General features: G+C 41.0%; 24 protein-coding genes, 1 tRNA gene and 1 pseudogene. 18 read left to right on the top strand and 8 right to left on the bottom strand.

The genetic code is table 11. From position 1 onward, the window contains the following. The first annotated feature begins 151 nt into the window (after positions 1–151). From secA to ACH10T_RS02055, 9 genes are all read left to right on the top strand, one after another. Entirely contained in the window at positions 152–2884 is a 2733-nt protein-coding gene (gene secA, locus ACH10T_RS02095) for a preprotein translocase subunit SecA (protein ID WP_394807682.1), read from the top strand. A 216-nt stretch (positions 2885–3100) separates the two neighbouring features. Continuing rightward, positions 3101–3709: a ubiquinol-cytochrome c reductase iron-sulfur subunit gene (gene petA / locus ACH10T_RS02090; protein WP_394807681.1), complete on the top strand. Its 609-nt coding sequence runs from the start codon at positions 3101–3103 to the stop codon at positions 3707–3709. Further along, a complete protein-coding gene (locus tag ACH10T_RS02085; protein WP_394807680.1) occupies positions 3710–4945 on the top strand; it encodes a cytochrome bc complex cytochrome b subunit in 1236 nt (411 codons plus the stop codon). It begins immediately after the preceding gene. 5 nt (positions 4946–4950) lie between these two features. After that, entirely contained in the window at positions 4951–5676 is a 726-nt protein-coding gene (locus ACH10T_RS02080) for a cytochrome c1 (RefSeq protein WP_394807679.1), read from the top strand. A gap of 47 nt (positions 5677–5723) precedes the next feature. Beyond that, a complete protein-coding gene (locus ACH10T_RS02075; protein ID WP_394807678.1) occupies positions 5724–6323 on the top strand; it encodes a glutathione S-transferase N-terminal domain-containing protein in 600 nt (199 codons plus the stop codon). Continuing rightward, positions 6320–6748, top strand: a complete 429-nt coding sequence (locus tag ACH10T_RS02070; protein WP_394807677.1) for a ClpXP protease specificity-enhancing factor — start codon at positions 6320–6322, stop codon at positions 6746–6748. Before ACH10T_RS02075 ends, ACH10T_RS02070 begins: the two co-directional genes overlap by 4 nt. Positions 6749–6778: 30 nt before the next feature. Further along, a tRNA-Thr gene (locus tag ACH10T_RS02065) sits at positions 6779–6854 on the top strand. A gap of 322 nt (positions 6855–7176) precedes the next feature. Then, a complete protein-coding gene (locus ACH10T_RS02060) occupies positions 7177–8253 on the top strand; it encodes a tyrosine-type recombinase/integrase (protein WP_394807676.1) in 1077 nt (358 codons plus the stop codon). Then, complete coding sequence (locus tag ACH10T_RS02055) at positions 8240–8968, top strand: hypothetical protein (protein ID WP_394807675.1); 729 nt, start codon at positions 8240–8242, stop codon at positions 8966–8968. The genes ACH10T_RS02060 and ACH10T_RS02055 overlap by 14 nt, the downstream gene beginning before the upstream one ends. Positions 8969–8991: 23 nt before the next feature. Here the strand turns inward: ACH10T_RS02055 and ACH10T_RS02050 are convergent, their stop codons facing one another. From ACH10T_RS02050 to ACH10T_RS02030, 5 genes and pseudogenes are all read right to left on the bottom strand, one after another. Continuing rightward, entirely contained in the window at positions 8992–9156 is a 165-nt protein-coding gene (locus tag ACH10T_RS02050; protein ID WP_394807674.1) for a hypothetical protein, read from the bottom strand. Continuing rightward, positions 9153–9563 (bottom strand): hypothetical protein, encoded by a 411-nt coding sequence (locus tag ACH10T_RS02045; RefSeq protein WP_394807673.1) that lies wholly within the window; start codon positions 9561–9563, stop codon positions 9153–9155. The genes ACH10T_RS02050 and ACH10T_RS02045 overlap by 4 nt, the downstream gene beginning before the upstream one ends. 216 nt (positions 9564–9779) lie before the next feature. Next, a complete protein-coding gene (cheZ, locus tag ACH10T_RS02040) occupies positions 9780–10520 on the bottom strand; it encodes a protein phosphatase CheZ (RefSeq protein ID WP_394807672.1) in 741 nt (246 codons plus the stop codon). Positions 10521–10579: 59 nt separating this feature from the next. Next, positions 10580–10981 carry a chemotaxis response regulator CheY gene (gene cheY, locus ACH10T_RS02035; RefSeq protein WP_394807671.1) on the bottom strand — a complete coding sequence of 134 codons (402 nt, stop codon included), beginning with the start codon at positions 10979–10981 and terminating at the stop codon, positions 10580–10582. A 449-nt stretch (positions 10982–11430) separates the two neighbouring features. Next, a pseudogene (locus ACH10T_RS02030) lies at positions 11431–11616 on the bottom strand (integrase core domain-containing protein); the annotation flags it as partial. Here ACH10T_RS02030 and ACH10T_RS02025 point away from each other — a divergent pair. Together ACH10T_RS02025 and ACH10T_RS02020 are read left to right on the top strand one after the other, a co-directional pair. Continuing rightward, on the top strand, positions 11603–12127 hold the full coding sequence (locus tag ACH10T_RS02025) for a hypothetical protein (protein ID WP_394807701.1): 525 nt from the start codon (positions 11603–11605) through the stop codon (positions 12125–12127). The pseudogene ACH10T_RS02030 and the gene ACH10T_RS02025 overlap by 14 nt on opposite strands. A 416-nt stretch (positions 12128–12543) precedes the next feature. Beyond that, positions 12544–13140: a cytochrome P460 family protein gene (locus tag ACH10T_RS02020; RefSeq protein WP_394807670.1), complete on the top strand. Its 597-nt coding sequence runs from the start codon at positions 12544–12546 to the stop codon at positions 13138–13140. Between the two features lie 198 nt (positions 13141–13338). Here ACH10T_RS02020 and gloB read toward each other — a convergent pair whose 3' ends face one another. After that, positions 13339–14112, bottom strand: a complete 774-nt coding sequence (gloB, locus tag ACH10T_RS02015; protein ID WP_394807669.1) for a hydroxyacylglutathione hydrolase — start codon at positions 14110–14112, stop codon at positions 13339–13341. 192 nt (positions 14113–14304) lie between these two features. On the opposite strand from gloB, the gene ACH10T_RS02010 reads away from it, so the two are divergent. From ACH10T_RS02010 to pbpG, 6 genes are all read left to right on the top strand, one after another. Further along, positions 14305–15081: a class I SAM-dependent methyltransferase gene (locus ACH10T_RS02010; protein ID WP_394807668.1), complete on the top strand. Its 777-nt coding sequence runs from the start codon at positions 14305–14307 to the stop codon at positions 15079–15081. 7 nt (positions 15082–15088) lie between these two features. Further along, positions 15089–15553, top strand: a complete 465-nt coding sequence (gene rnhA, locus ACH10T_RS02005) for a ribonuclease HI (protein WP_394807667.1) — start codon at positions 15089–15091, stop codon at positions 15551–15553. A gap of 10 nt (positions 15554–15563) precedes the next feature. Then, positions 15564–16301: a DNA polymerase III subunit epsilon gene (dnaQ, locus tag ACH10T_RS02000; protein WP_394807699.1), complete on the top strand. Its 738-nt coding sequence runs from the start codon at positions 15564–15566 to the stop codon at positions 16299–16301. A 157-nt stretch (positions 16302–16458) separates the two neighbouring features. Then, positions 16459–16827: an Mth938-like domain-containing protein gene (locus tag ACH10T_RS01995; protein ID WP_394807666.1), complete on the top strand. Its 369-nt coding sequence runs from the start codon at positions 16459–16461 to the stop codon at positions 16825–16827. Between the two features lie 213 nt (positions 16828–17040). After that, a complete protein-coding gene (locus tag ACH10T_RS01990) occupies positions 17041–17268 on the top strand; it encodes a hypothetical protein (RefSeq protein WP_292995997.1) in 228 nt (75 codons plus the stop codon). A gap of 683 nt (positions 17269–17951) precedes the next feature. Next, positions 17952–18779 carry a D-alanyl-D-alanine endopeptidase gene (pbpG, locus tag ACH10T_RS01985; protein ID WP_394807665.1) on the top strand — a complete coding sequence of 276 codons (828 nt, stop codon included), beginning with the start codon at positions 17952–17954 and terminating at the stop codon, positions 18777–18779. A 12-nt stretch (positions 18780–18791) separates the two neighbouring features. On the opposite strand, the gene ACH10T_RS01980 is transcribed toward pbpG, so the two are convergent. Further along, positions 18792–20297 (bottom strand): carboxypeptidase M32, encoded by a 1506-nt coding sequence (locus ACH10T_RS01980; protein ID WP_394807664.1) that lies wholly within the window; start codon positions 20295–20297, stop codon positions 18792–18794. 120 nt (positions 20298–20417) lie between these two features. On the opposite strand from ACH10T_RS01980, the gene hemJ reads away from it, so the two are divergent. Further along, positions 20418–20861: a protoporphyrinogen oxidase HemJ gene (hemJ, locus tag ACH10T_RS01975; protein ID WP_394807663.1), complete on the top strand. Its 444-nt coding sequence runs from the start codon at positions 20418–20420 to the stop codon at positions 20859–20861. Between the two features lie 233 nt (positions 20862–21094). Here the strand turns inward: hemJ and ACH10T_RS01970 are convergent, their stop codons facing one another. Beyond that, positions 21095–21673 (bottom strand): hypothetical protein, encoded by a 579-nt coding sequence (locus ACH10T_RS01970; protein WP_394807662.1) that lies wholly within the window; start codon positions 21671–21673, stop codon positions 21095–21097. Positions 21674–21680 lie beyond the last annotated feature (7 nt).

The following is a 21680-nucleotide window of genomic DNA, read 5'->3' as shown; positions in this document are numbered from 1 at the left end:
GGTGAGTTTCTTTTTATGCCAAGAGATTTTAGTTCACCCTATAAATGTTTTAAATTTAGTTGATAATTCATTAAAGTATTTCTGTGGGTGAGGTAAAATCTCACCCTTTGTTTTTTAAACTAATTGTTTAAATAGAATTTCTAGAGACATTATGCTAAGTAATCTACTTAAGAAGATTTTTGGTAGTCGTAATGACCGGATGGTTAAGCAATATTTTCAAGCCGTGCGTATTATTAACGAGCTGGAATCAGCCATCGCGGGTTTATCGGATACTGAATTACGTACAAAAACAGATGAATTCAAGAAACGCATTCATAATGGGGAATCTTTGGATGTGTTATTACCAGAAGCATTTGCCGTGGTGCGTGAAGTTGGTAAGCGGGTTCTGGAAATGCGCCATTTTGATGTGCAGCTCATTGGCGGCATGGTATTGCATGAGGGCAAGATTTCTGAGATGCGTACTGGTGAGGGTAAAACCCTCATGGCAACTTTACCCGCATATCTGAATGCGCTGGCGGGTAAGGGTGTGCATATCGTCACTGTGAATGATTATTTGGCAAAGCGTGATGCGGATTGGATGGGGAAGATCTATCAGTTTCTCGGAATGAGCGTGGGTGTGATTTATGCACAAATGCCGCATAGTGATAAGCAGGCTGCTTATGCTGCAGATATTACTTATGGCACTAACAACGAATATGGCTTTGATTATTTGCGTGACAATATGGTGACGCATGAGTATGAGCGTGTGCAACGTTTGCTCAATTTTGCAATTGTGGATGAAGTGGATTCCATCTTGATTGATGAAGCGCGCACGCCATTAATTATTTCGGGGCAGGCAGAAGGCGATACAGAAATATATGTGCGTATTAATGTCCTGATTCCTAAGCTGACGCGCCAGGAAACAGAAGAAAGTCCAGGCGATTATAGTGTGGATGAAAAAACTCACCAGGTTACGCTTAGCGAAGCTGGTTTTGAACATTCCGAGCGACTGCTGGCAACAGCTGGTTTACTAAAGTCAGGCAGCAGTCTTTATGATCCAGCTAATATCAATTTAATTCATCATCTGAATGCGGGCTTACGTGCACATAACTTATATTTTCTCGATCAAAATTATGTCGTGCAGAATGGTGAAGTAATTATCGTCGATGAGTTTACTGGACGTCTGATGGCTGGTCGCCGCTGGTCTGATGGGTTGCATCAGGCTGTGGAAGCGAAAGAAGGTGTTGCAATTCAGAAAGAGAATCAGACGCTGGCTTCAATAACTTTCCAGAATTATTTTCGCATGTATCAGAAATTATCCGGTATGACCGGTACTGCCGATACCGAGGCTGCTGAGTTCCAGCAAATCTATGGGTTGGAGACGGTTATCATTCCGACGCATCGTCCGATGATTCGTGATGATCGTATGGATCAGGTATTTCGTACAACAAAAGAAAAAAATGAAGCAATTATTCAAGGAATCAAGGAATGTTATGAGCATGGACAACCAGTTCTGGTGGGTACAACATCCATTGAGAATAATGAGTTGTTGTCCAAGCTACTGGAACGGGAAAAACTGCCGCATCAGGTTTTGAATGCCAAACAGCATGCGAGTGAAGCAGGTATTGTTGTGCAAGCTGGTCGGCCTAAAATGATTACCATAGCAACGAATATGGCAGGTCGTGGTACGGATATTGTGTTGGGTGGTAATCCGGAGCCGGAAATAGAACGGATACGGCATGATGAGAAATTAAGTGAAGAGGAAAAAGAAAAATATATCAATGAAGCTTATGCGAGGTGGAAGGTAGCTCATGAAGATGTTTTGAGTAAAGGTGGTTTGCACATTATTGGTACTGAGCGACATGAGTCTCGCCGCGTGGATAATCAGTTGCGTGGGCGTTCAGGCAGGCAAGGGGATCCAGGGTCCAGTCGTTTTTATCTTTCGCTTGAGGATCCTTTGCTACGTATATTTGCGTCAGATCGTGTTGCCAACATCATGACACGTCTCAAAATGCCCGAGGGAGAAGCTATTGAACATCCGTGGGTTACTCGTGCTATTGAAAATGCTCAGCGTAAAGTAGAAGCGAGAAATTTTGATATGCGCAAACAACTACTGGAGTTCGATGATGTGGCTAATGATCAGCGTAATGTGATTTATCAACAGCGCAATGGATTATTAGAAGAAGATCATGGTATATCAGAAACAATCACGGCAATACGTGAGAATGTTTTAAGTAATTTGTTCAGCTTATATATTTCCCCCCAAAGTGTTGAAGAGCAATGGGATGTGCTGGGTTTGGAAAAAGCGCTTGCAGCGGAATATCAGTTACATTTTCCTTTGCAGGAATGGCTCGAGAAAGAGCCAGAGTTACATGAAGAAAATTTGTATGAGCGTATTGTTGAGCTTGCTAATGAGCAATATCAAGCAAAAGTGGAAACGGTGGGTGCTGAGCCAATGCACCATTATGAGCGTGCTGTAATGTTGCAAAGTTTGGATTCGCATTGGCGGGAACATCTGGCGGCATTGGATCATTTGCGCCAAGGTATACACTTGCGTGGTTATGCGCAGAAGAATCCAAAGCAAGAATATAAACGTGAAGCTTTTGAGCTTTTTACCAATATGCTCGAAGAGATCAAGCACGAGGTTTCGAAAATACTTTTAACTGTGCAAATTAAGAATGAGCAGCAGGTAGAAGCCGTGTCGGAATCGCTAAGATCACCAGAAAATATACAATTTCATCATGATTCCTATGAGGAATCCCTGGTCGAGGAAACTGAGTACGAGAGAGCTCAAGATGAGAAAGTGCAACCTTTTGTACGCCAAAACGAAAAAGTTGGCCGCAACCAATTGTGTCCTTGTGGTTCCGGTAAAAAATATAAGCAGTGCCATGGAAAGGTTAAATAATTACTCAATAAAGCAATCTGTTATGTGTGTGTTTTGTTGGTCCTGCTCCATTGAAATACTTTTAAGTCCTCTATAATCCTTAATATGGTTATGGTATACTGCGCGCTTTTGTAGTTTATAGTTTGTAAATTTGCTCGTGAAAGTGGTGGGAAGTAGGTAAATTTTCCTTTTTATCGATAGCCTTACATGAAAATATAACTGATGGAATAGTCGAATATGGCTGATAGTTTTAGCATCCCTGATCAAATGAGCGGCAGAAGAAAATTCTTGGTCGCAGTAACATCCGTAGCAGGCGGTATTGCGGGAGTTGCAATTGCAACCCCCTTTGTGATGAGTATGATGCCTAGTGAAAGGGCTAAAGCGGCTGGGGCGCCAGTAGAGGTTGATATATCAAAGCTTGAGCCTGGCATGCTTCTGATGGTCGAATGGCGCGGAAAAGTCGTATGGGTTTTAAACCGTACTCCGGAAATGCTTGAGACGCTTGTGAAAGTAGAAGATGAGCTAGCCGACCCGAATTCAGAAAAACCGCAGCAACCGGAATATGCTCAAAATCGTACGCGATCAATCAAACCGGAAATTCTCGTTACTGAAGGTGTGTGCACACACTTAGGGTGTTCTCCTGTATTTAGGAAGGAGATTGCTCCTGCGGATTTGGGTCCAGATTGGTTAGGCGGATTTTTCTGTCCTTGTCATGGATCAAAATTTGATTTGGCTGGCCGCGTGTATAAAAGTGTACCGGCTCCAACTAATATGGTTGTTCCTCCTCATGTATATTTGAGCGATAGCCGTCTTTTAATTGGAGCTACAAGCGAGGGATCTGTGTAAATGAATAAGATAATTGAATGGATCGATAAACGATTTCCATTAACGTCAAATTGGAAAGCACATCTTTCCGAATATTATGCCCCTAAGAACTTTAATTTCTGGTATTTTTTTGGCTCATTAGCCTTGTTGGTTCTGGTTAACCAGATACTTACCGGAATTTTCCTCACTATGAATTATAAGCCGGATGCCGGTATGGCATTTGCTTCTGTTGAATATATCATGCGTGATGTGGATTATGGTTGGTTAATTCGCTATATGCATTCAACAGGTGCTTCCATGTTTTTTGTCGTGGTTTATCTGCATATGTTTCGCGGAATGATGTACGGTTCTTACCAGAAACCACGGGAGCTCTTGTGGCTAGTTGGTATGGCAATATTCCTTGTGTTGATGAGTTTAGCTTTTACTGGATATATCTTACCTTGGGGACAAATGTCTTACTGGGGTGCACAAGTGATTGTGAGTATGTTTGGAGCAATTCCAACTATTGGAGAATCTCTCCAGCAATGGGTGCTGGGTGATTTTACACTTTCGGATGTTGCGCTGAATCGTTTCTTTGCGTATCACGTTGTAACATTGCCTTTGATAATGTTAGTTCTAGTGTTCGCACATATTCTAGCGTTGCATGAAGTTGGATCAAATAATCCAGATGGCATTGAAATAAAAGCAAATAAAAACCCAAAAACGGGTGTTCCTGTCGATGGAATACCATTTCATCCTTATTACTCTGTAAAGGATATAGTCGGTGTTGTGGTGTTTTTAATGGTATTTTGTGGAATTGTCTTCTTTGCTCCGGAAATGGGCGGGTATTTCTTAGAATACAATAATTTTATACCTGCAAACACATTGCAAACGCCAGATCATATAGCGCCGGTATGGTATTTTACACCTTATTACTCCATGCTTAGGGCAGTGACTGTCAATTTTCTATGGGTAGATGCAAAGTTGTGGGGTGTGATATTGATGGCTGCTTCTGTGGTTATCTTTGCTTTCTTACCTTGGCTAGATAGAAGTCCAGTTAAATCGATACGCTATAAAGGTAAATATTTCAAGACAGCCTTAACGCTTTTTGTGATTAGCTTTTTCGTATTGGGTTGGCTCGGAACAAAATCTCCGACTCCTTTATATACTTTATTAGCGCAAATCTTTACAGTCATCTATTTTGCTTTCTTTATTTTAATGCCGTGGTATAGCAAGATAGATAAAACGAAACCTGAGCCCAAAAGAGTAAAAGAGTAAAAAAAATGAAGAAAATAACAATTGTTATATTTATCTTATACATGGCTCCATTTAGTGGATTGTTCGCTGCTGAGTCTGGTATGGTGTTAGATAGTGCTCCAGTCAGTACAACGGACAATGATTCGTTACAACGTGGTGCAGAGAGTTTTGTTAACTATTGCCTAACTTGTCATGGCGCAAGCTATATGCGCTATAACCGTCACCGTGATATTGGATTCACTAATGAAGAAATACTTGCCAAGCTGGTATTTACAGGTCAGAAAGTCGGCGGTCTGATGGAATCTGCAATGCGGAAGAAAGAAGGTGAGGTATGGTTTGGTGTTGCGCCACCTGACTTATCAGTAATAGCTCGCTCGCGAGGAGCAGATTGGTTATATACTTATCTACGGGCTTTTTATCGTGACGACTCCACTGCGACTGGATGGAACAATCTTGTTTTTGATCGTGCAGCGATGCCGCATATTTTTTATCAATTGCAGGGTGAGCAGAAATTGATTGTTAAAACAAGTGATAAAGGTGAGCAAAAAGCCCTGGTACTTGATAAACAAGGTGAAATGACTAAGGCAGAGTTTGATAGCTTTGTCGGTGATTTGGTTAACTATCTGGTTTATTTAGGTGAGCCTCACGCAAATGCCCGTAAGGAATTAGGGCTGACAGTCATGGCTTTTCTTTTAGGTATGCTGATTTTATCCTATGCGCTAAAAAGAGAGTATTGGAAAGATATTCATTGACATCAAACTTGCTGAATATATTGTAACGAAGTCTGGGAATAGAAGTTATGATGACACTATATTCAACAATTACATGCCCATACAGCCATCGTTGCCGGATTGTTCTGCACGAGAAGGATATGGATTTTCAGGTAATTGACGTCGATCCAAATAATAAATCAGAAGACTTAGCTGTAATGAGTCCCTATGGAAAAGCGCCGGTACTTGTGGAACGCGATCTTGTGTTATATGAATCAAATATCATTAATGAATATATCGATGATCGTTTTCCACACCCGCAATTAATGCCAGCAGATCCCGTAATGCGAGCTCGTGCACGCTTATTATTGTTCCGTTTTGAACAAGAATTATTTTGTTATATCGATACGTTTGATGGTTCAGATCAAAAAGCAATTGATAAAGCTCGTACTGTGATAGCAGATAATCTGACGATTATATCTCCAATCTTTGAAAAACAGAGATTTATGCTTGGTGATGAATTTTCAATGCTTGATGTTGCGATAGCGCCTCTGCTATGGCGACTGGAACATTTTGGAATTCGCCTCCCTAAACAAGCGGCACCGTTACTAAAGTATTCGGAAAGATTGTTTAGTCGGCCGTTGTTTATTGACGCCTTATCAGCTTCAGAAAAGATAATGCGGAAATGAGCACTAATTCAACGAAACCCTATTTAATTCGCTCAATTTATGATTGGTGCATTGACAGTAGTTTTACACCATATGTATCTGTAAAAACCTATCTGGATTTAGATATTCCAATAGAGTATATAAATAATGGCGAGATAGTTTTTAATATAAGTGCAAAGGCCGTGCATGAGCTTATAATTAATAATGATTCTATTAGCTTTATTGCACGATTCAATGGTGTATCAAGAAAGCTGGAAATACCGCTTGCCGCGGTTAAGGGAATTTTTGCGAAAGAAGTAAATCAAGGAATAGCATTCTCCTCTGATAATAAAGAAGTGGAGAATCAAAGAACGCCAGATAACGAACAACAGAATAGTACGATCCAAAATTCTTTAACTTATCAAACAAAAAAATCACTCAGATCCAATCTTCGCATAATCAAATGACTTTAGCATTTGGTTTGGTCATATTAAGTTGCCGACATAGCTCAGATGGTAGAGCAGCTGATTTGTAATCAGAAGGTCCCGAGTTCGATTCTTGGTGTCGGCACCATAAAAACAATAAGTTAGCAAAAGAATATCCTAGTAGTATCAAATATTGGGGCAGCAGTGGGGCACTTATAAATAACAAAGTGCAATACTGGTGCCCAATTTTTATTTTTATCTTTCTTGCGAAACCCACCACAAAAACCACAAAAGTACCCTATTTTATTTTTAACTGACCCATAAATGCCCCGTTAATGAAATAATCAAAATTAACTTGATGTATATCAAGAATGTATATCTAATATTCTTATGAATGTATATCAGATGTTGTAATTTATTGCCCTATGTTGTAATCTACTTACAGTGATTAATCACTTGAAGAGGAAAATATGGCAAATATTGAAAAACGTGTTTCCAATGATGGGAAAAACAGTTATCGGGTAAAAATAAGATTAAAAGGATTTCCTTCCCAATCTGCGACATTTGAGCGCCTGACCGATGCCAAGAAATGGGCGCAGCAAACAGAATCAGCTATTCGTGAAGGCCGTCACTTCAAAACAACGGAAGCTAAACGCCATACCCTGGCCGATTTGATAGATCGATATTGCCGGGACGTATTGCCAGCCAAAAAGAGTGCAAAAGACCAAGCGCAACAATTAACATGGTGGAAAGCTGAAATAGGAAGCTATGCCCTTGCTGATGTAACACCCTCACTATTGGCAGAATGCAGAGATAAACTAGGCCGTGAAATCACTGTACGCAATAAACCCCGCTCACCTGCAAGCGTAGTGCGATATATAGCCGCACTATCTCATGCTTTCACTATCGCTGTAAAAGAATGGGGCTGGTTAGAAGATAGCCCAATGCGTAAAGTAACTAAGCCAAAAGAATCACGCGGGCGCGTTCGTTTCTTGTCCGATGAAGAACGTATACGCTTATTAAAAGTCTGCAAAGAATCAAGCAACCCTTATTTATATACCGTTGTTGTGTTGGCATTGTCTACCGGAATGCGTCAAGGCGAAATCATGGGCTTGACTTGGGACGTAGTAGATTTAAACCAAGGCCGCGCAATACTACATGAAACCAAAAACGGCGAACGCCGCGCCGTGGCGATTACTGGCCATGCTTTAGAACTACTAAAAGAACTTTCCAAAGTACGCCGGATTGATAGCAATTTACTTTTTCCAGCTAAGGAAAACGCACCACAAAAGCCACAGAAGCCTATGGATTTACGCACGCCATGGGAGACCGCGGTTAAAAAAGCAGAGCTTCAAGATTTCAAATTCCATGATTTACGTCATAGTGCTGCAAGCTACTTGGCTATGAATGGCGCAAGCCTAGCCGAAATTGCCGAAGTGCTGGGGCATAAGACTTTGCAAATGGTGAAGCGTTACGCGCACCTAAGCGAAGGGCATACCGCCCGCGTTGTTCAATCCATGAATGATAAGATTTTTGGGGGCGCGTAATATGCTATTAGCTTGGAATACATTAACCGAGAGTGTGAATTATCTTTCGAGCAATACTGGTAGAAAATGGAATGAGCGCGAAGTAATACAAGCTAGTCTGGATTTTGGAATATTCCTGCATGCGCAAATAAATACAGATCGGGATGATGTGCCGAAATGGATGAAAGAAAATGAAATAGTCGAGCTTCCATTTAATATTGATCTTTTACGTTTCTTGGGTGGCGAAGGATTGATACAAATTGTACGGTATAAGGATAATTTGTATAAATTTGAACCAGGTATTAAAGCCGAACTTGAGAATCTAAGGATGTCTAAAAACGCATTATGTGAATTATTAGAGAGATTTGAAGCAAAGAACAAGGAGCATAATTCTTTAAAGCTTGAAGAATTAGTGGTAGCAAATATTAATACACGAGAATCAAAGCAATTAGAGCCAGAAATACATACCTTGTTTGATCCAATGCACAAAAAAGCAATAACACTTCTGTTTGATAGAGTTACTGAATTAAGGTGGAAGGAATTCTTTAATAGAGCTAAACGCAACGGATTGAAGGACATTCGAGAAACTAATGGCAAGTACAATCCGGCAAAAATTGCAGAATGGCTTGTCAATAAAGGGGCTTACACGAAGGAACAAGTTGATCGTAAATTAGCAAACAATCTGCCAGAGCGCAGTAAGGATAAAAAATATCTTATAACAGGAGATTTTGATTAATTCCGCCATTTCTTCACCATGATTTATGACTTAGTCTTACTTAACAACTCAGCATGGGCTTCTTTATTTTGTTCCAGCAATACTTCGTTTAAGGTGTGCATCATCAATACCGGATCATCCTGTGACAGAACAATGCCGTGCTCTGTCGCTATTCTTTCAATGAGTGCATCTAATTTGTCATTGCTCATGTTAAAACCGCAGCTACATTTTCAATGTTGGCGAAGAGCTGCCTGCGGATAATCGTTAATCGTTGACGTACCATCACCGGCAAAACACTATTTTTAAGCGCTTCATCAAAGGTAAATTTTGATTGCAGGATTTCACTTAAATCCTTGCCAAAAGTCTCAGGCTTGTAGTGTGGAATTCGGATAATGGCGGATACTCGCGCTTTGTTATCCACATAAGCTTTCATTTCCTCAAACTGTTTGCTATTCATGCTGATTTCTCCCCAGTAGGGATTTAACCAGACAACAAACAGTGCTTCTTTCGGAAACTGTTTAATCAGATGTACAAAACCGTTCAATGTGTCCAACAAAGCCTGACTGCCGGTGATGACAGTATGCACAACCAGTTCATGCTCCATATCCAGGAGCAAGGCGGGTATCTGATTGCTGATGAGATATGTGACATCGGCACAAAGGTGCTGGCACCGAGAAGAGAAATTACGAAAGTATGGTTGCCATGGCTTGTGGATATTTGTGGTTATCCATGTGAAATGTCAACAGGCCCTAGAGTTTTGCGCGACATCGTCGGCAAAACTCTAGCAAGAGGATACTGTTCTTGAATGAAACTAATCGAAGTGGTGCACAACTTAAAACCCAAGGCTCGCAAGCAAGTCATCAACCTGGTCTTGGTCGCATACAACATCGGTTCTTTTCTCTGGGTTAGTGACCGGTCCATTGAGAAGTCCTTCATCTACAGCAATGTTTTTCTTGGAGGGCACATTTGCAAGTAATAAATCAAGGAGATCCTTCTCTAGACTCTGTACCATGTGCGTAACCTTTTTGATTACCTGGCCTGTCAGATCTTGAAAGTCTTGTGCCATCATGATTTCTAGCAATTGCGTATTCGTTGCATTTGTTTGTTCCGGAACCTTATCGAGGTACTGAAGTGTATCGATTAGTAATGTTTTGAATTTTTCTGTATCCGGATTAGATTGATGCATCTCAAGAGCTTGTTTCCATTGTTCAGATAAATTAATTGCACCTGCAGAGAGTTTTTCTTGGATCGGCATTGCAATCTCGGTAGCATTAAGCGTGCGCTCAGCCGCTTGTTCAGTTTTGGTGGCAATATAGGATAGCTTATCTTGTGCTTCGGGTGCTTCAGCTGCAAACAATTCCAGGCGTTTGTCATACCCCAGTTCACGTAAACTGTCGTGTAAATTTCGGGTCATTTGCCCGATCTGATCAATAACTTTCTTATCAGTTGTTATTAATTTATTTTCATCAATCGCTTGCATAGAGGGTGTGGGTGATGTATCAGCTAATTGTATAGATTTTTTAGATTTTGAATTGATTGTTTCTGGAGAAGTATCATCAGCTTTTGTTTTCATAAAACGTTTTGTATTCATCTTGGATTCGGTAGTTTGTAATGAGAAGAGATCATGTACATTTAAACAGATGCTTTACTTTCCATATTCTGGATAATTTTATTTAATTTCTCTTCAAGTGTCGCTGCGGTGAAAGGCTTTACGATATAGCCACTTGCTCCAGCTTGAGCTGCAGCTACGATATTCTCTCTTTTTGCTTCGGCAGTTACCATGAGTACGGGAATCTTTTTCAATGCTTCATTGGCGCGTATATTCTGAAGCATGGTTAATCCGTCCATATTGGGCATATTCCAATCCGATACAATAAAGTCAAAATTACCATCTTGCAGCTTACGAAGTGCAACTGCGCCATCTTCAGCTTCATCGACATTGACAAAACCAAGTTCTTTTAGAAGGTTGCGAACGATTCTACGCATAGTAGAGAAATCATCCACTACCAAGATTTTCATATTTTTGTCAGCCATTCTTTTCTCCGTATAAACTATATTTTTTTGTATTACCAGGATTGCTTTAATTTATGATTTGATAATCAATTTTCTTGTATGGTTTTTATCTTGCTGTTGTTTTTACGACAGACGATCATGAAAGTTTAGATTTAATCTTGAAAATATTTCAATAATATGAGGCATGTAACTTTGCGATTAAGTTAATATTTTTTATTGCGATTGGTCTTTCCTGTGTTACGGGAAGTTAGAATTTATTAAGAAAATTTTATAAATATTGATTTAATATTTATAAAGAAATTTATCCCATCTTTAATACTCATCAAAAAACGTTCTTATGGGTTATCGTACTTTGAATCTCTGAAGTGGTACCGCAAAACTGGGCCGGTTGTTAATGAATCGCCCCGGATTTTCCGGAGACATATTTTCTTGAGTCAAGCTGCACCAGCTGACTCTCCCTGTTGGCGATATTACGCCTTTTCAAATTCTGCCGGTGGGACATATCCGATTGCATCCAGCAGTCTTCGATTGTTGAACCAATCCACCCATTCCAATGTAGCAAATTCCACTTCTTCGATACTGCGCCAAGGACCGCGATGCCGTATGACTTCGGTCTTGTACAAACCATTGATGGTCTCGGCCATGGCATTGTCATATGGTATTTTTCCGCACAGTTCGCAACATCGCAATGGAATGACTTTCCAAAGTACCGTAGTTTCAGCCGGAGCTCAGGAGCAACCTGATAAGAATGCATGGTATGTTGGCGCAGGCTTTGACTTTAATCTAACCAAAGATGCTTGGGGGCTTGCGCCAAAGACCAATGTTTTTGCTGAATTAATGTTCGAATACAAACAATTCGGCTCTCACGTGCAAGGCAATGCACTTGCCAATGTGCCCACGCAATTGGTTGGTGGTGCATTAAATCCTCAGAATATAATAGTAAGCCAGTTATCTATCTCAGCAGCGCCGAAAATCAAATTCATGGAAGGCTCTCGCCTCAGACCTTGGGTTATCCCAGGGGTGGTATTTGGTGGTGGTGTCGATTATAGAATATGGAAAGACTTTTATGTAGGTCTTGATGCACGTTACCATGTGACTGGTGGAAAGAAAGACGGTGTTAATGTTGACGGTCTGACAGCCGGTGGCTATGTTGGTATAGGATTCTAAGATTCTGAATATAAGCTTGATCCTGCCATTGAGTCGTCGCTCCTGAACGAGGTATTTTTTCAACTACAAGTTCGTGGACTTGGCGTGTTGATAACTATCAGTTGATAGGGATTGCATTCAAAACGAGCAAAGGAACCACCAGTGGTGTAGGTTAATTGTATGACTTGCACCACATCACGTCACAAAGAAAGAGTATTCAAGGCATTGTCTTAATCTCTGCCATCATGATACGCATAAATCATGATGGCAATTTATTGCCTAGAAACGCGGATAATTTAATTGCTACAATTGCTGCTTTCACAAAGAGATGATTATCGCTTGACGAAGGTAATATGTCTGACTACTATAAAGAAGAGGACAACAGATGATATTACTGTTTTCTTTGCATTTCTTTAACTATTTTAAGGGCTTATTTTATGTTACAGTTTAAAAAAACGTTATTAGGTGGTATTGCACCAGTACTGTTATCCATTGTTCTGGCAAGCCCCGTAATTGCTTCCGACGCACATCATGCACATGGCAAAGATCATAATTTTGGCCATTTCACTAAAGACAATTTGTTGCTTACTCCAAAAGATTACCGCGAATGGATTTTTGTAGGAGCACCCGTTACACCAAAAGATATGAATGATGGAAAACCTGCATTTCCTGAGTTTCATAATGTGTACATCGATCCAACGAGTTGGAATCATTGGAAAAAAACAGGTGAATTCCGTGATGGGACTGTTATCGTTAAAGAATTAACTAGCGTGGGTTCAAAAGAAGCCGCCAGTGGGAATGGATATTTCCCAGGTGAATTTAACGGGATTGCTGCGATGGTGAAAGATTCCAAACGTTTTACTGATAAGCCTGGAAATTGGGCATTTTTTGGTTTTGAATCTTATGATGCTAAACAAGGCATACTCCAAGCTGATGACGCATGCGCAGCTTGTCACAAAGCAAATGCTGCGCAAGATATGGTCTTTACCCAATATTACCCAGTGTTACGTGCTGCTAAACCAAGTAAAAAATAGATGGTTAATGGCTTAATTTGCCAGTAGTAAGCTTTCTGAAATCGGGCAATTTGGCGTACTAATTATCAATCTGAGTGCGCCGAATTGCTTGCCGCACACACAAAGAGTTTTTGTCGCTATTGACTCAGAAAATTTCCTTTGCAGCCTCCTGTCCCAAATATCAACAAAATTTACTTCAAGTTTATTTCGAACTTTCTTTCAGAAGTTATTCTTCCATTCACGTAATACTGTGAAAACCTCTGTAGGGTCTGGAAGTGATTTTCCAGAATAATTTTGTGCGCTATTAATAATCTCCTGTTGCTCACAACGTATAAAAGGATTAATCTTTCTTTCTAGAGTAAGCGTTGTAGGGATGGTTGGAACGTTACGGCTGCGTAATTCCAGTGCCGAAATTTCAAAATCGATGAGCCTTGCATTCTCCGGGTCGACAGTTCTTGCAAACTGAATATTTCCTAAAGTGTATTCATGGGTACAGAAAATTAATGTATCGCTAGGTAGTTGAGAGAGTTTTTGTAACGATTGATACATTTGGTGTGCTGTTCCTTCAAATACTCGTCCACAGCCACAAGCAAAAAGTGTATCACCGCAAAATACCATATTGAATGGATTGGACCCATAATAGGCGACATGTCCATGAGTGTGTCCGGGGGTGTCTAATACCGCGAGATTAAGCGACATTTCTTTTAGATTGACTTGATCTCCCTCACGTAAGGGGTGTGATACTGTTGCAATTGATTCATTGTGAGGTCCGTATACGGGAACATCGAATGATTGAAGCAACTCAGCATTACCCCCGGTATGATCATGATGATGGTGGGTAATTAGAATTGCACTTAATTGCAATTTTTTAGACTGAAGATACTCAATAACAGGAGATGCGATACCGGGATCAATCACAGCAGCATGAGTCTGATTGTGAATTACCCAGATATAATTATCGCTAAAAGCGTGAATCGGATGAACGTTCAGCATGCAATTTCCATGTGTTATATTTTATGAAGTTGATGTGCCTATTGCTTCGGAGCGAATTATTCATAATTCTGTGTGTTTTCTATATACATACAGAACAAGTGGTTACCTGCAAAAAGATTCATGGATAAATCGTTCCTGATCTATAAGCGATTGAGAAAGTAAGCTATAAATTCAGGTGAGAATAATTAGATAATGATATCTGAGCAAAATGTTCAACAATGGTTTGATTCATCTCTCGGTCAATATTTGATAGAACACGAGCAACGTTATTTTGATCAAGTGGTTGTAAATATTTTTGGCTATAATGCTGTGCAGATAGGCTGGCCTCAATTTAATTTTTTACGTCTGAATAGAATGCCTTTGCATTTCTCTGTGGGACTTGAGAGTCAGGTTTCCTTGCGTGCTGCTGCTGATTATCTTCCGATTCAAAGTAATAGTATGGATCTTGTGATTTTGCCACATATTCTTGAGTTTAATACCAATCCCCATCAAATTCTACGTGAAGTACACCGAATATTAATTCCTGAGGGCCATATTGTTATATCAGGTTTTAATCCCTTAAGCTTATGGGGAGCCTGTCATTATTTAAAATCAACACGTCATGAGTTTCCCTGGAATGGAAGTTTTATTGGGTTATCAAGACTTAAGGATTGGTTGAAATTACTTGATTTCGAGATGGCGAGTGGCCGATTAAGTTGTTACGCACCGCCATTTAAGCAAGAAAGATGGCGCCGGAGATTTGGTTTTATGGAAGCAGCAGGGGATCGCTGGTGGCCAATCTCAGGGGGGGTGTATTTCTTGCATGCGATTAAGCATATGCACGGTATGCGGATTATCAAACCTGGCTGGAAAAATTGTCTTGATGCCAAGAAAAGAATGGTCCCGGCTACCCAAAAAATTAAAGAAATCTCTAACGATGAGCGACCACCAAACAACCTGAATCAGATCGATGATTTAAATCAGCGATAAGATGATGATGGCAGATTCAAAAGTTGTTGAGATTTATACGGATGGTGCGTGCAAAGGAAATCCTGGCGTTGGAGGCTGGGGAGCTTTGCTGAGATACGCCGGTCATGAACGTGAAATTTTTGGTGGAGAAAGATTAACTACCAATAATCGTATGGAATTGCTCGCTGCGATACGCGCTTTAGAATCTTTAAAACGCCCTTGTAAAGTACATTTGCATACGGATTCGCAATATGTTCAGAAAGGCATCAGTCAATGGTTGGATTCGTGGAAAATGCGGAGCTGGCGTACATTGGGTAGAAAGCCTGTTAAAAATGAGGATCTTTGGAGATTGCTTGATTCCTTAGCGCAACAACATGAGATAGAGTGGTGTTGGGTGCGCGGTCACTCGGGTCATGTTGACAATGAGCGAGCTGATCAACTGGCTAACCGTGGAGTCGAAATGATTGCTTCCGAAAAATTACAGACTAGTTAGAGACTTTAATATGCGTCAAATTGTGTTGGATACCGAAACAACGGGGTTGGAACATAAACTTGGGCATCGTATTGTAGAAATAGCGGCAGTTGAGTTATGTAACAGGCAATTCACTGGTAATCATTTTCACCATTACCTTAATCCCGAACGGGCGAGTGATGAAGGAGCCTTGCAAGTACATGGTCTAACGACAGAATTTCTTAAAGATAAGCCGAGATTCCATGAAATATCCAAAGAATTATTGAATTTTATTAGTGATGCCGAGCTTATTATCCATAATGCACCCTTCGATGTCGGGTTTCTCAATCATGAATTAGGTTTGGTCAATTTAGAAAAACTGGATAACTACTGTTTTTCGATAACCGATACATTGAAATTAGCGAAGGAATTTCATCCCGGTAAACGGAATAACCTAGATGCATTGTGTGAACGTTACAATATAGACAATTCAAAACGCACGCTGCATGGTGCATTGCTGGATGCAGAATTATTAGCTGAAGTTTATCTGGCTATGACGCGCGGGCAAGAAAGTTTACTTATCGAATTGGAATATGTTGAACCGATTCAGCTGGCTCTGAGCAAATTGGAAAATGTCAACATAAGAATCATTGAAGCAACGGCTGAGGAATACGTACAACACCTGATGATATTAGAAAATATTTCTCGTGAGAGTAATGATAATTGTTTGTGGAGTAGATCTGAAACAGAAAATCCTATTGATGCTAAGTCAAAGTATGGAGGAAATTAAAATTTTACTTTCAATTCAACAATTGATTGCTACAAAACCAAAATAAACTAGCCGATTCAGATCACCCATCAATCAATACTTGAATAATGCAGATTGTATTTTGATTTGAATACTGCATAATTACCATATCTAATTCTGAATAATATGGGACAAAGCATTGAAATTACATCCTGCAAGTTTTGCTCATCAATATATTTTCACCGGCTATGGGGACGGATACATTTCGATTAATCAGATTCGTTACGAAAAGAACCTGATCGTTATGCCCGACCGCTTAATCGAAGACTGGTCAGCATTGGCAGTTTCACAACTGGAAGTTCGGCATTTCGAAATGCTGATACCCTATAAGCCAGAGATTATAATTCTCGGCACAGGCATTACACATAAATTCCCTAGTCAATCCGTTTTAAGCCAGTTAACCAAAATGGGAATTGGAATCGAAGTAATGGATACAAAAGCCTGCTGCCGTACTTATAATATTCTGGTTGAAGAAGGACGGCGTATTGCTGCAGCGTTGTTGATCTAGTTCTCTAGCAATATAAAAGAAACTCAGGCTTTATTTCGTTGTATTGTCTAAACTAAACAGATCCGTCGTAAATAATGCAATAATTCGCTTCAATTAAATTACAAATTTAAAAAAAGAAATGGCCATGACAATTATGATTGTGATAAATTCATGGTTGGAAAGTCAGGTATAGTAGAATTGGCTTCCTTCATAATATTAATATAGGAGTTAAAAATGAATAAATTTCTTATCGCTGCAATCGGTTTAGTCTTTTTATTGGGTTCTTCTGCCACTATGGCCAGTGGAAACAAAGAATCCGCACTGCCTCCAATGGCTGCACAGGATATTTTGAATCAAATGGCATGTGACGGAAAAAAAGCCGGCGATAAAATCAAAGATCGTGTTGACGGTGAAATGGTTACTTGCCCAGCTAAGATTAAACAACCTAATTTTGGCAAATAATAGTAATTACACGCAAGTGGATTGATAGGTCAAGTGAGGTAGGTTAAGGCTATTTTCTTCTTCCGCTCAAAGTTGGTTTTAATGAATTGAGTAGTAGAAGTAAATATTTCGATGCTATCGGCTTGGCCTATTTTTCTGCTGTGAACCCAAAGAATAAATCTAAAGAATGGAGCGCTTGCTCCATTTTTCTTGAGAAATAAGCTGAATGATTCTCTAGCCTTTAGAATGTTAAAAACCTTTTCATAGCGTCATCTCCCTCACGCCGGCATAGTATTTTCTGTTTTGAATGCTGTAGCAATCTTTATGTTGCATCACCGCAACCGGCAGGAAATAATAAATTACCATTTATTATTAGTATATTACTTATAGTCTCCTGATACTAAATCTTAGAAAGACTCTTTAACTTTATACAAATAAAGAATTATTATTTAGCTATATAAAAATAGTTACAAAGATATAGTACAATACGCACCAAATAATATTCAGGTATGCAATCTGTTTCTTTTGAATTATTTTTAATTTAAAAAATTAAATACCGGCAAGTTAAGATTATTTATTTGAAATACTAAAAATAATCACACATAGATTAAATACTCTTAACTGACACTTTCCTCGCTCATAACGAAAATATTTAAGTAGATTAAAAATGATTTGCAATTTCGGTCAATTGGAGAGAAGAAAGAATGAAACAGGTATTTTTATTATTTTGCGTCATATTTTTTTTTACCAGTAACACCCAAGCACAGAAAAACAACCTAGATATTAAGTCTCAAGCTGCGCTGGTTTTTAATGCTCAAAATGAGCATGTCATTTATGATAAGAATGCAGACAAGGTAATGCCTATTGCTTCTATCACTAAACTAATGACCGCCATGGTCACACTTGATGCGCGTTTGTCCCCGAATGAGAAAATCACGATTACGAATGCAGATGTCGACAAACTGAAGCACTCATCTTCTCGATTGCCCGTTGGCAGCAGCTATCCTCGCAATGAATTATTACGTTTAGCACTGATGTCATCGGAAAATCGCGCCGCAGCAGCGCTGGCTCGTACCTATCCCGGTGGCGCGAAAGCGTTCGTACATGCCATGAATCTAAAGGCTAAGAAAATTGGCATGACCAACAGTCGCTTTGTCGACTCTACCGGTTTGAATAGCAGCAATGTAGCGACAGCACGTGACCTAGCAAAACTGGTTTCCGCCTCAAATAATTATGCCGCTATCCGTGAATTTTCAACTACATCACAGCATTCTGTATCGCCAGGCAATAAGCGTGCTCATTTACAGTATGTCAATTCCAATAGTCTGGTACGCAATCAAGGTTGGGATATCGGTGTTTCTAAAACCGGCTATCTCAGTGATGCGGGCCGCTGTTTGGTGATGCAAGCAAAAATTTCAGGCCAACCCGTTGTGATTGTTCTGCTGAACTCCTGGGGCAAAAACACCCGTATTGGCGACGCAAATCGCGTAAAAAAATGGATAGAGAGTAACCAGGGCCGCAGACAAGTATAACAATGCCAGATTCTAGGTCAGGTTATAAACTTCGCTGTACTTGCGCTTGAGATAATCAACGAAATAATCCGGATTCAAAGCTTCACCGGTAACGCGCTGAACAAGTTCTTGTGGCGAGTACAGTCTGCCCTGACTGTGAATCTTCTCATTGAGCCAGCTCTTAATCGGTACAAAATTACCTTTAGCAATATTTCGCTCAATATCGGATTGTTCGCGCAGTAGCGTTTGGTAAAACTGACACGCATACATCGCACCCAGTGTATACGAAGGAAAATACCCAAACGCTCCCCCGCTCCAATGTGAATCCTGCAATACGCCGAGCGCATCGGTAGGCGGCTGAATTCCCAGATACTTCTGCATCAGTTTATTCCAGATGTGCGGCAAATCATCAACCTGTATCGAACCATCAAACAGCCCTTTCTCGATTTCATAGCGCAAAATAATATGCAACGGATAAGTTACCTCATCCGCCTCTACCCGGATAAAATCCGGCTTACACGTATTAATCGCCCGATAAAACGAATCGACGGTAGCTGATTTCAGGTTATCCGGAAATGCCGCACGGATCGTCTCGAAATAATGCAGGCAAAACGGTTTACTCTGCGCGATCATGCGTTCCCAGAATAACGACTGGGATTCATGGATTCCCATCGTCAAGGATTCCGAAGCCGGCAAATCGCCCAGCTCATGCGGGCGGCCTTGCTCGTAGAGCGCATGGCCGGTTTCATGGATCACCGCATACAGCGATTCGACAAAATTACTGTCCTTGTAACGCGTCGTAATGCGCACATCGGTCGGATGACTACCGCCGCAAAAGGGATGCACCGACACATCCATACGGCCTTGCTCGAAATTAAAGCCAATATCCTGACTGATTTTGCGCGCCAAAGCTTCCTGCTTATCCAGCGCAAACCTACCCTGCAAAAAAGCAGTATCCGGCTGATAAGAATGTGCTTGAATGGCGTGAATCAGCGGGATCAATTCCTGCTTCAAGCGCTCGAATATCGGCGTGATCATGTCCATTGTCGTGCCGCGCTCAAACAGATCAATGTTCGCATCATAGGGTTTCAAATCCGGCGACACACACTGCGCCCATTCTTGCTTAAGCTCCAAAAAACGTTTCAGCACCGGCGCAAAATCAGAAAATTTATTCTCCTGGCGTGCCATCACCCAAATGCCATGCCCGCGCGAGCTTAACTCCGCCAGCTCCTGCACCAGCCGCTTCGATACTTTGGTTTCTAACTCATAACTATGCAGCGCTTCACGGATATTGCAGCGCTCCAGCTCACTCAAAGCATTAAAATCCTTTTCCTTTAATTCGCTCAGACACTCCCCCAGCGCAGGATCAGTCATGCGCTCATGAATAACGCCAGCCAATGCCGCAATCTGCTTGGCACGCGCCTCACCGGCACCTGCCGGCATCATCACTTCCTGATCCCATCCCAACGTACTCATCACACCGCTTAAATGGGTGATTTCTTCCAATTTCTGGACTAAATTTTGATAATGCTGATTCATAATCATCCCGTTATTTAATCGAAACAAAGCCCTGCTCACGATCCGCCTGATTCTAGGGGATAGCGCTAAAATCACAAGCCCAGTATCATACCAACTTTAACACCAACCATTCACACTGCCATGCTCTGGATAAAATCACTGCACATCATTTTTATGGTCACTTGGTTCGCGGGGCTATTCTACCTGCCGCGTCTGTTTGTCTATCACGCCCAATGCGACGATCAACCCGGCAAGGAGCGCTTCAAAATCATGGAGCGCAAACTCTATTATGGCATCATGACCCCAGGCGCGGTGCTAACGGTGGTTTTCGGCGTGTGGCTGTGGCTGGGTTACGGTTTTTCTGGAAGTTGGTTACATGCCAAACTGGCTTTGGTTTTGATATTGATTTACTACCATTATTATTGTGGAAAATTTGTTAAAGCATTCAAAAACGACGCCAATCAGCATGGCCATGTATTTTACCGCTGGTTTAATGAATTTCCGGTGCTGGTTTTGTTTGCGGTTGTGATATTGGTGGTAGTTAAACCGGATTTGGTTGCGGTGGTTTCTGAGTTAATTGAATAGTGGCATAAGCTAGCCTTTAGCCAATACTCGCCTCCATTGTTGGTAAATCTAATGAAACGATGGTATGAATAAAATTTTTACTTCTAAATCACATTCCACTCAGAATTGATGGTGGATGGCGCACGCTTATCCACCCTACCGCGCTGCATTCATACCTGGATTACAAAAGCCCAAACCAATATGAAGCAGAAGCAGCAAAATCAATAAAAGCAGCTTAACTGGGGTGTCCGGTTTTACTTGACCAGGTCAGCCTTCGTCGGCGGAGACAGCCGAGTTGCTAAATATATGTATTCAGCAATAGACAACTGGCTATAGTCCCCATCGTGATACCCTAATTTCTTGGCTTCCTCTGAGAGCTTGAGCAGAAACTCGTTGTATGCATCCCAGATACGATTATGGGATGCCAAGCCAAAAACGCCATTCTCAGCAAACCAAGACCGAACGGCGCGCACCAGTGAGAGCGGCTCATTCTCATGCGCCTTGATGTCATTCCCAGCTATGTCGGAGAGGACTTTCTGGTAACGGTGGCGCTCCTTCTCAAGGACCAAGCAGATCTTAGTCTTGAGATCGTCCGGACCGTGCTCGCGGCACCCGATATCTATGCCAAGTTCAAATGGCATATTGAATCGAGGCAATGCACCTTCAGCAAGCGGCTCAATGCGGGAGATGTCATGAATGCTGTACTTGCATTGGCCAATGATTCCGGAAATTTTCTTGATCCTTACCTCTCCGCTGTCAGACCGCTCCGTGGCGATTCTAGGCCTGAATCCGCACTGTATCACCGTGAATATCAAGACACGAAGCAACGGCAAGTAGTCC

Source organism: Nitrosomonas sp. (assembly GCF_043753625.1).
In the GTDB taxonomy this organism is placed as follows: domain Bacteria; phylum Pseudomonadota; class Gammaproteobacteria; order Burkholderiales; family Nitrosomonadaceae; genus Nitrosomonas.
This window is presented reverse-complemented; position numbering and strand designations above follow the sequence as displayed.

What these genes read in the sequence shown, in the direction of transcription:
- secA (WP_394807682.1), top strand. Translation starts at nt 152, where the DNA reads ATGCTAAGTAATCTACTTAAGAAGATTTTTGGTAGTCGTAATGACCGG.
- petA (WP_394807681.1), top strand. Translation starts at nt 3,101, where the DNA reads ATGGCTGATAGTTTTAGCATCCCTGATCAAATGAGCGGCAGAAGAAAA.
- ACH10T_RS02085 (WP_394807680.1), top strand. Translation starts at nt 3,710, where the DNA reads ATGAATAAGATAATTGAATGGATCGATAAACGATTTCCATTAACGTCA.
- ACH10T_RS02080 (WP_394807679.1), top strand. Translation starts at nt 4,951, where the DNA reads ATGAAGAAAATAACAATTGTTATATTTATCTTATACATGGCTCCATTT.
- ACH10T_RS02075 (WP_394807678.1), top strand. Translation starts at nt 5,724, where the DNA reads ATGATGACACTATATTCAACAATTACATGCCCATACAGCCATCGTTGC.
- ACH10T_RS02070 (WP_394807677.1), top strand. Translation starts at nt 6,320, where the DNA reads ATGAGCACTAATTCAACGAAACCCTATTTAATTCGCTCAATTTATGAT.
- ACH10T_RS02060 (WP_394807676.1), top strand. Translation starts at nt 7,177, where the DNA reads ATGGCAAATATTGAAAAACGTGTTTCCAATGATGGGAAAAACAGTTAT.
- ACH10T_RS02050 (WP_394807674.1), bottom strand. Translation starts at nt 9,156, where the DNA reads ATGAGCAATGACAAATTAGATGCACTCATTGAAAGAATAGCGACAGAG.
- cheZ (WP_394807672.1), bottom strand. Translation starts at nt 10,520, where the DNA reads ATGAAAACAAAAGCTGATGATACTTCTCCAGAAACAATCAATTCAAAA.
- cheY (WP_394807671.1), bottom strand. Translation starts at nt 10,981, where the DNA reads ATGGCTGACAAAAATATGAAAATCTTGGTAGTGGATGATTTCTCTACT.
- ACH10T_RS02025 (WP_394807701.1), top strand. Translation starts at nt 11,603, where the DNA reads ATGGCATTGTCATATGGTATTTTTCCGCACAGTTCGCAACATCGCAAT.
- ACH10T_RS02020 (WP_394807670.1), top strand. Translation starts at nt 12,544, where the DNA reads ATGTTACAGTTTAAAAAAACGTTATTAGGTGGTATTGCACCAGTACTG.
- gloB (WP_394807669.1), bottom strand. Translation starts at nt 14,112, where the DNA reads ATGCTGAACGTTCATCCGATTCACGCTTTTAGCGATAATTATATCTGG.
- ACH10T_RS02010 (WP_394807668.1), top strand. Translation starts at nt 14,305, where the DNA reads ATGATATCTGAGCAAAATGTTCAACAATGGTTTGATTCATCTCTCGGT.
- rnhA (WP_394807667.1), top strand. Translation starts at nt 15,089, where the DNA reads ATGGCAGATTCAAAAGTTGTTGAGATTTATACGGATGGTGCGTGCAAA.
- dnaQ (WP_394807699.1), top strand. Translation starts at nt 15,564, where the DNA reads ATGCGTCAAATTGTGTTGGATACCGAAACAACGGGGTTGGAACATAAA.
- ACH10T_RS01990 (WP_292995997.1), top strand. Translation starts at nt 17,041, where the DNA reads ATGAATAAATTTCTTATCGCTGCAATCGGTTTAGTCTTTTTATTGGGT.
- pbpG (WP_394807665.1), top strand. Translation starts at nt 17,952, where the DNA reads ATGAAACAGGTATTTTTATTATTTTGCGTCATATTTTTTTTTACCAGT.
- ACH10T_RS01980 (WP_394807664.1), bottom strand. Translation starts at nt 20,297, where the DNA reads ATGAATCAGCATTATCAAAATTTAGTCCAGAAATTGGAAGAAATCACC.
- hemJ (WP_394807663.1), top strand. Translation starts at nt 20,418, where the DNA reads ATGCTCTGGATAAAATCACTGCACATCATTTTTATGGTCACTTGGTTC.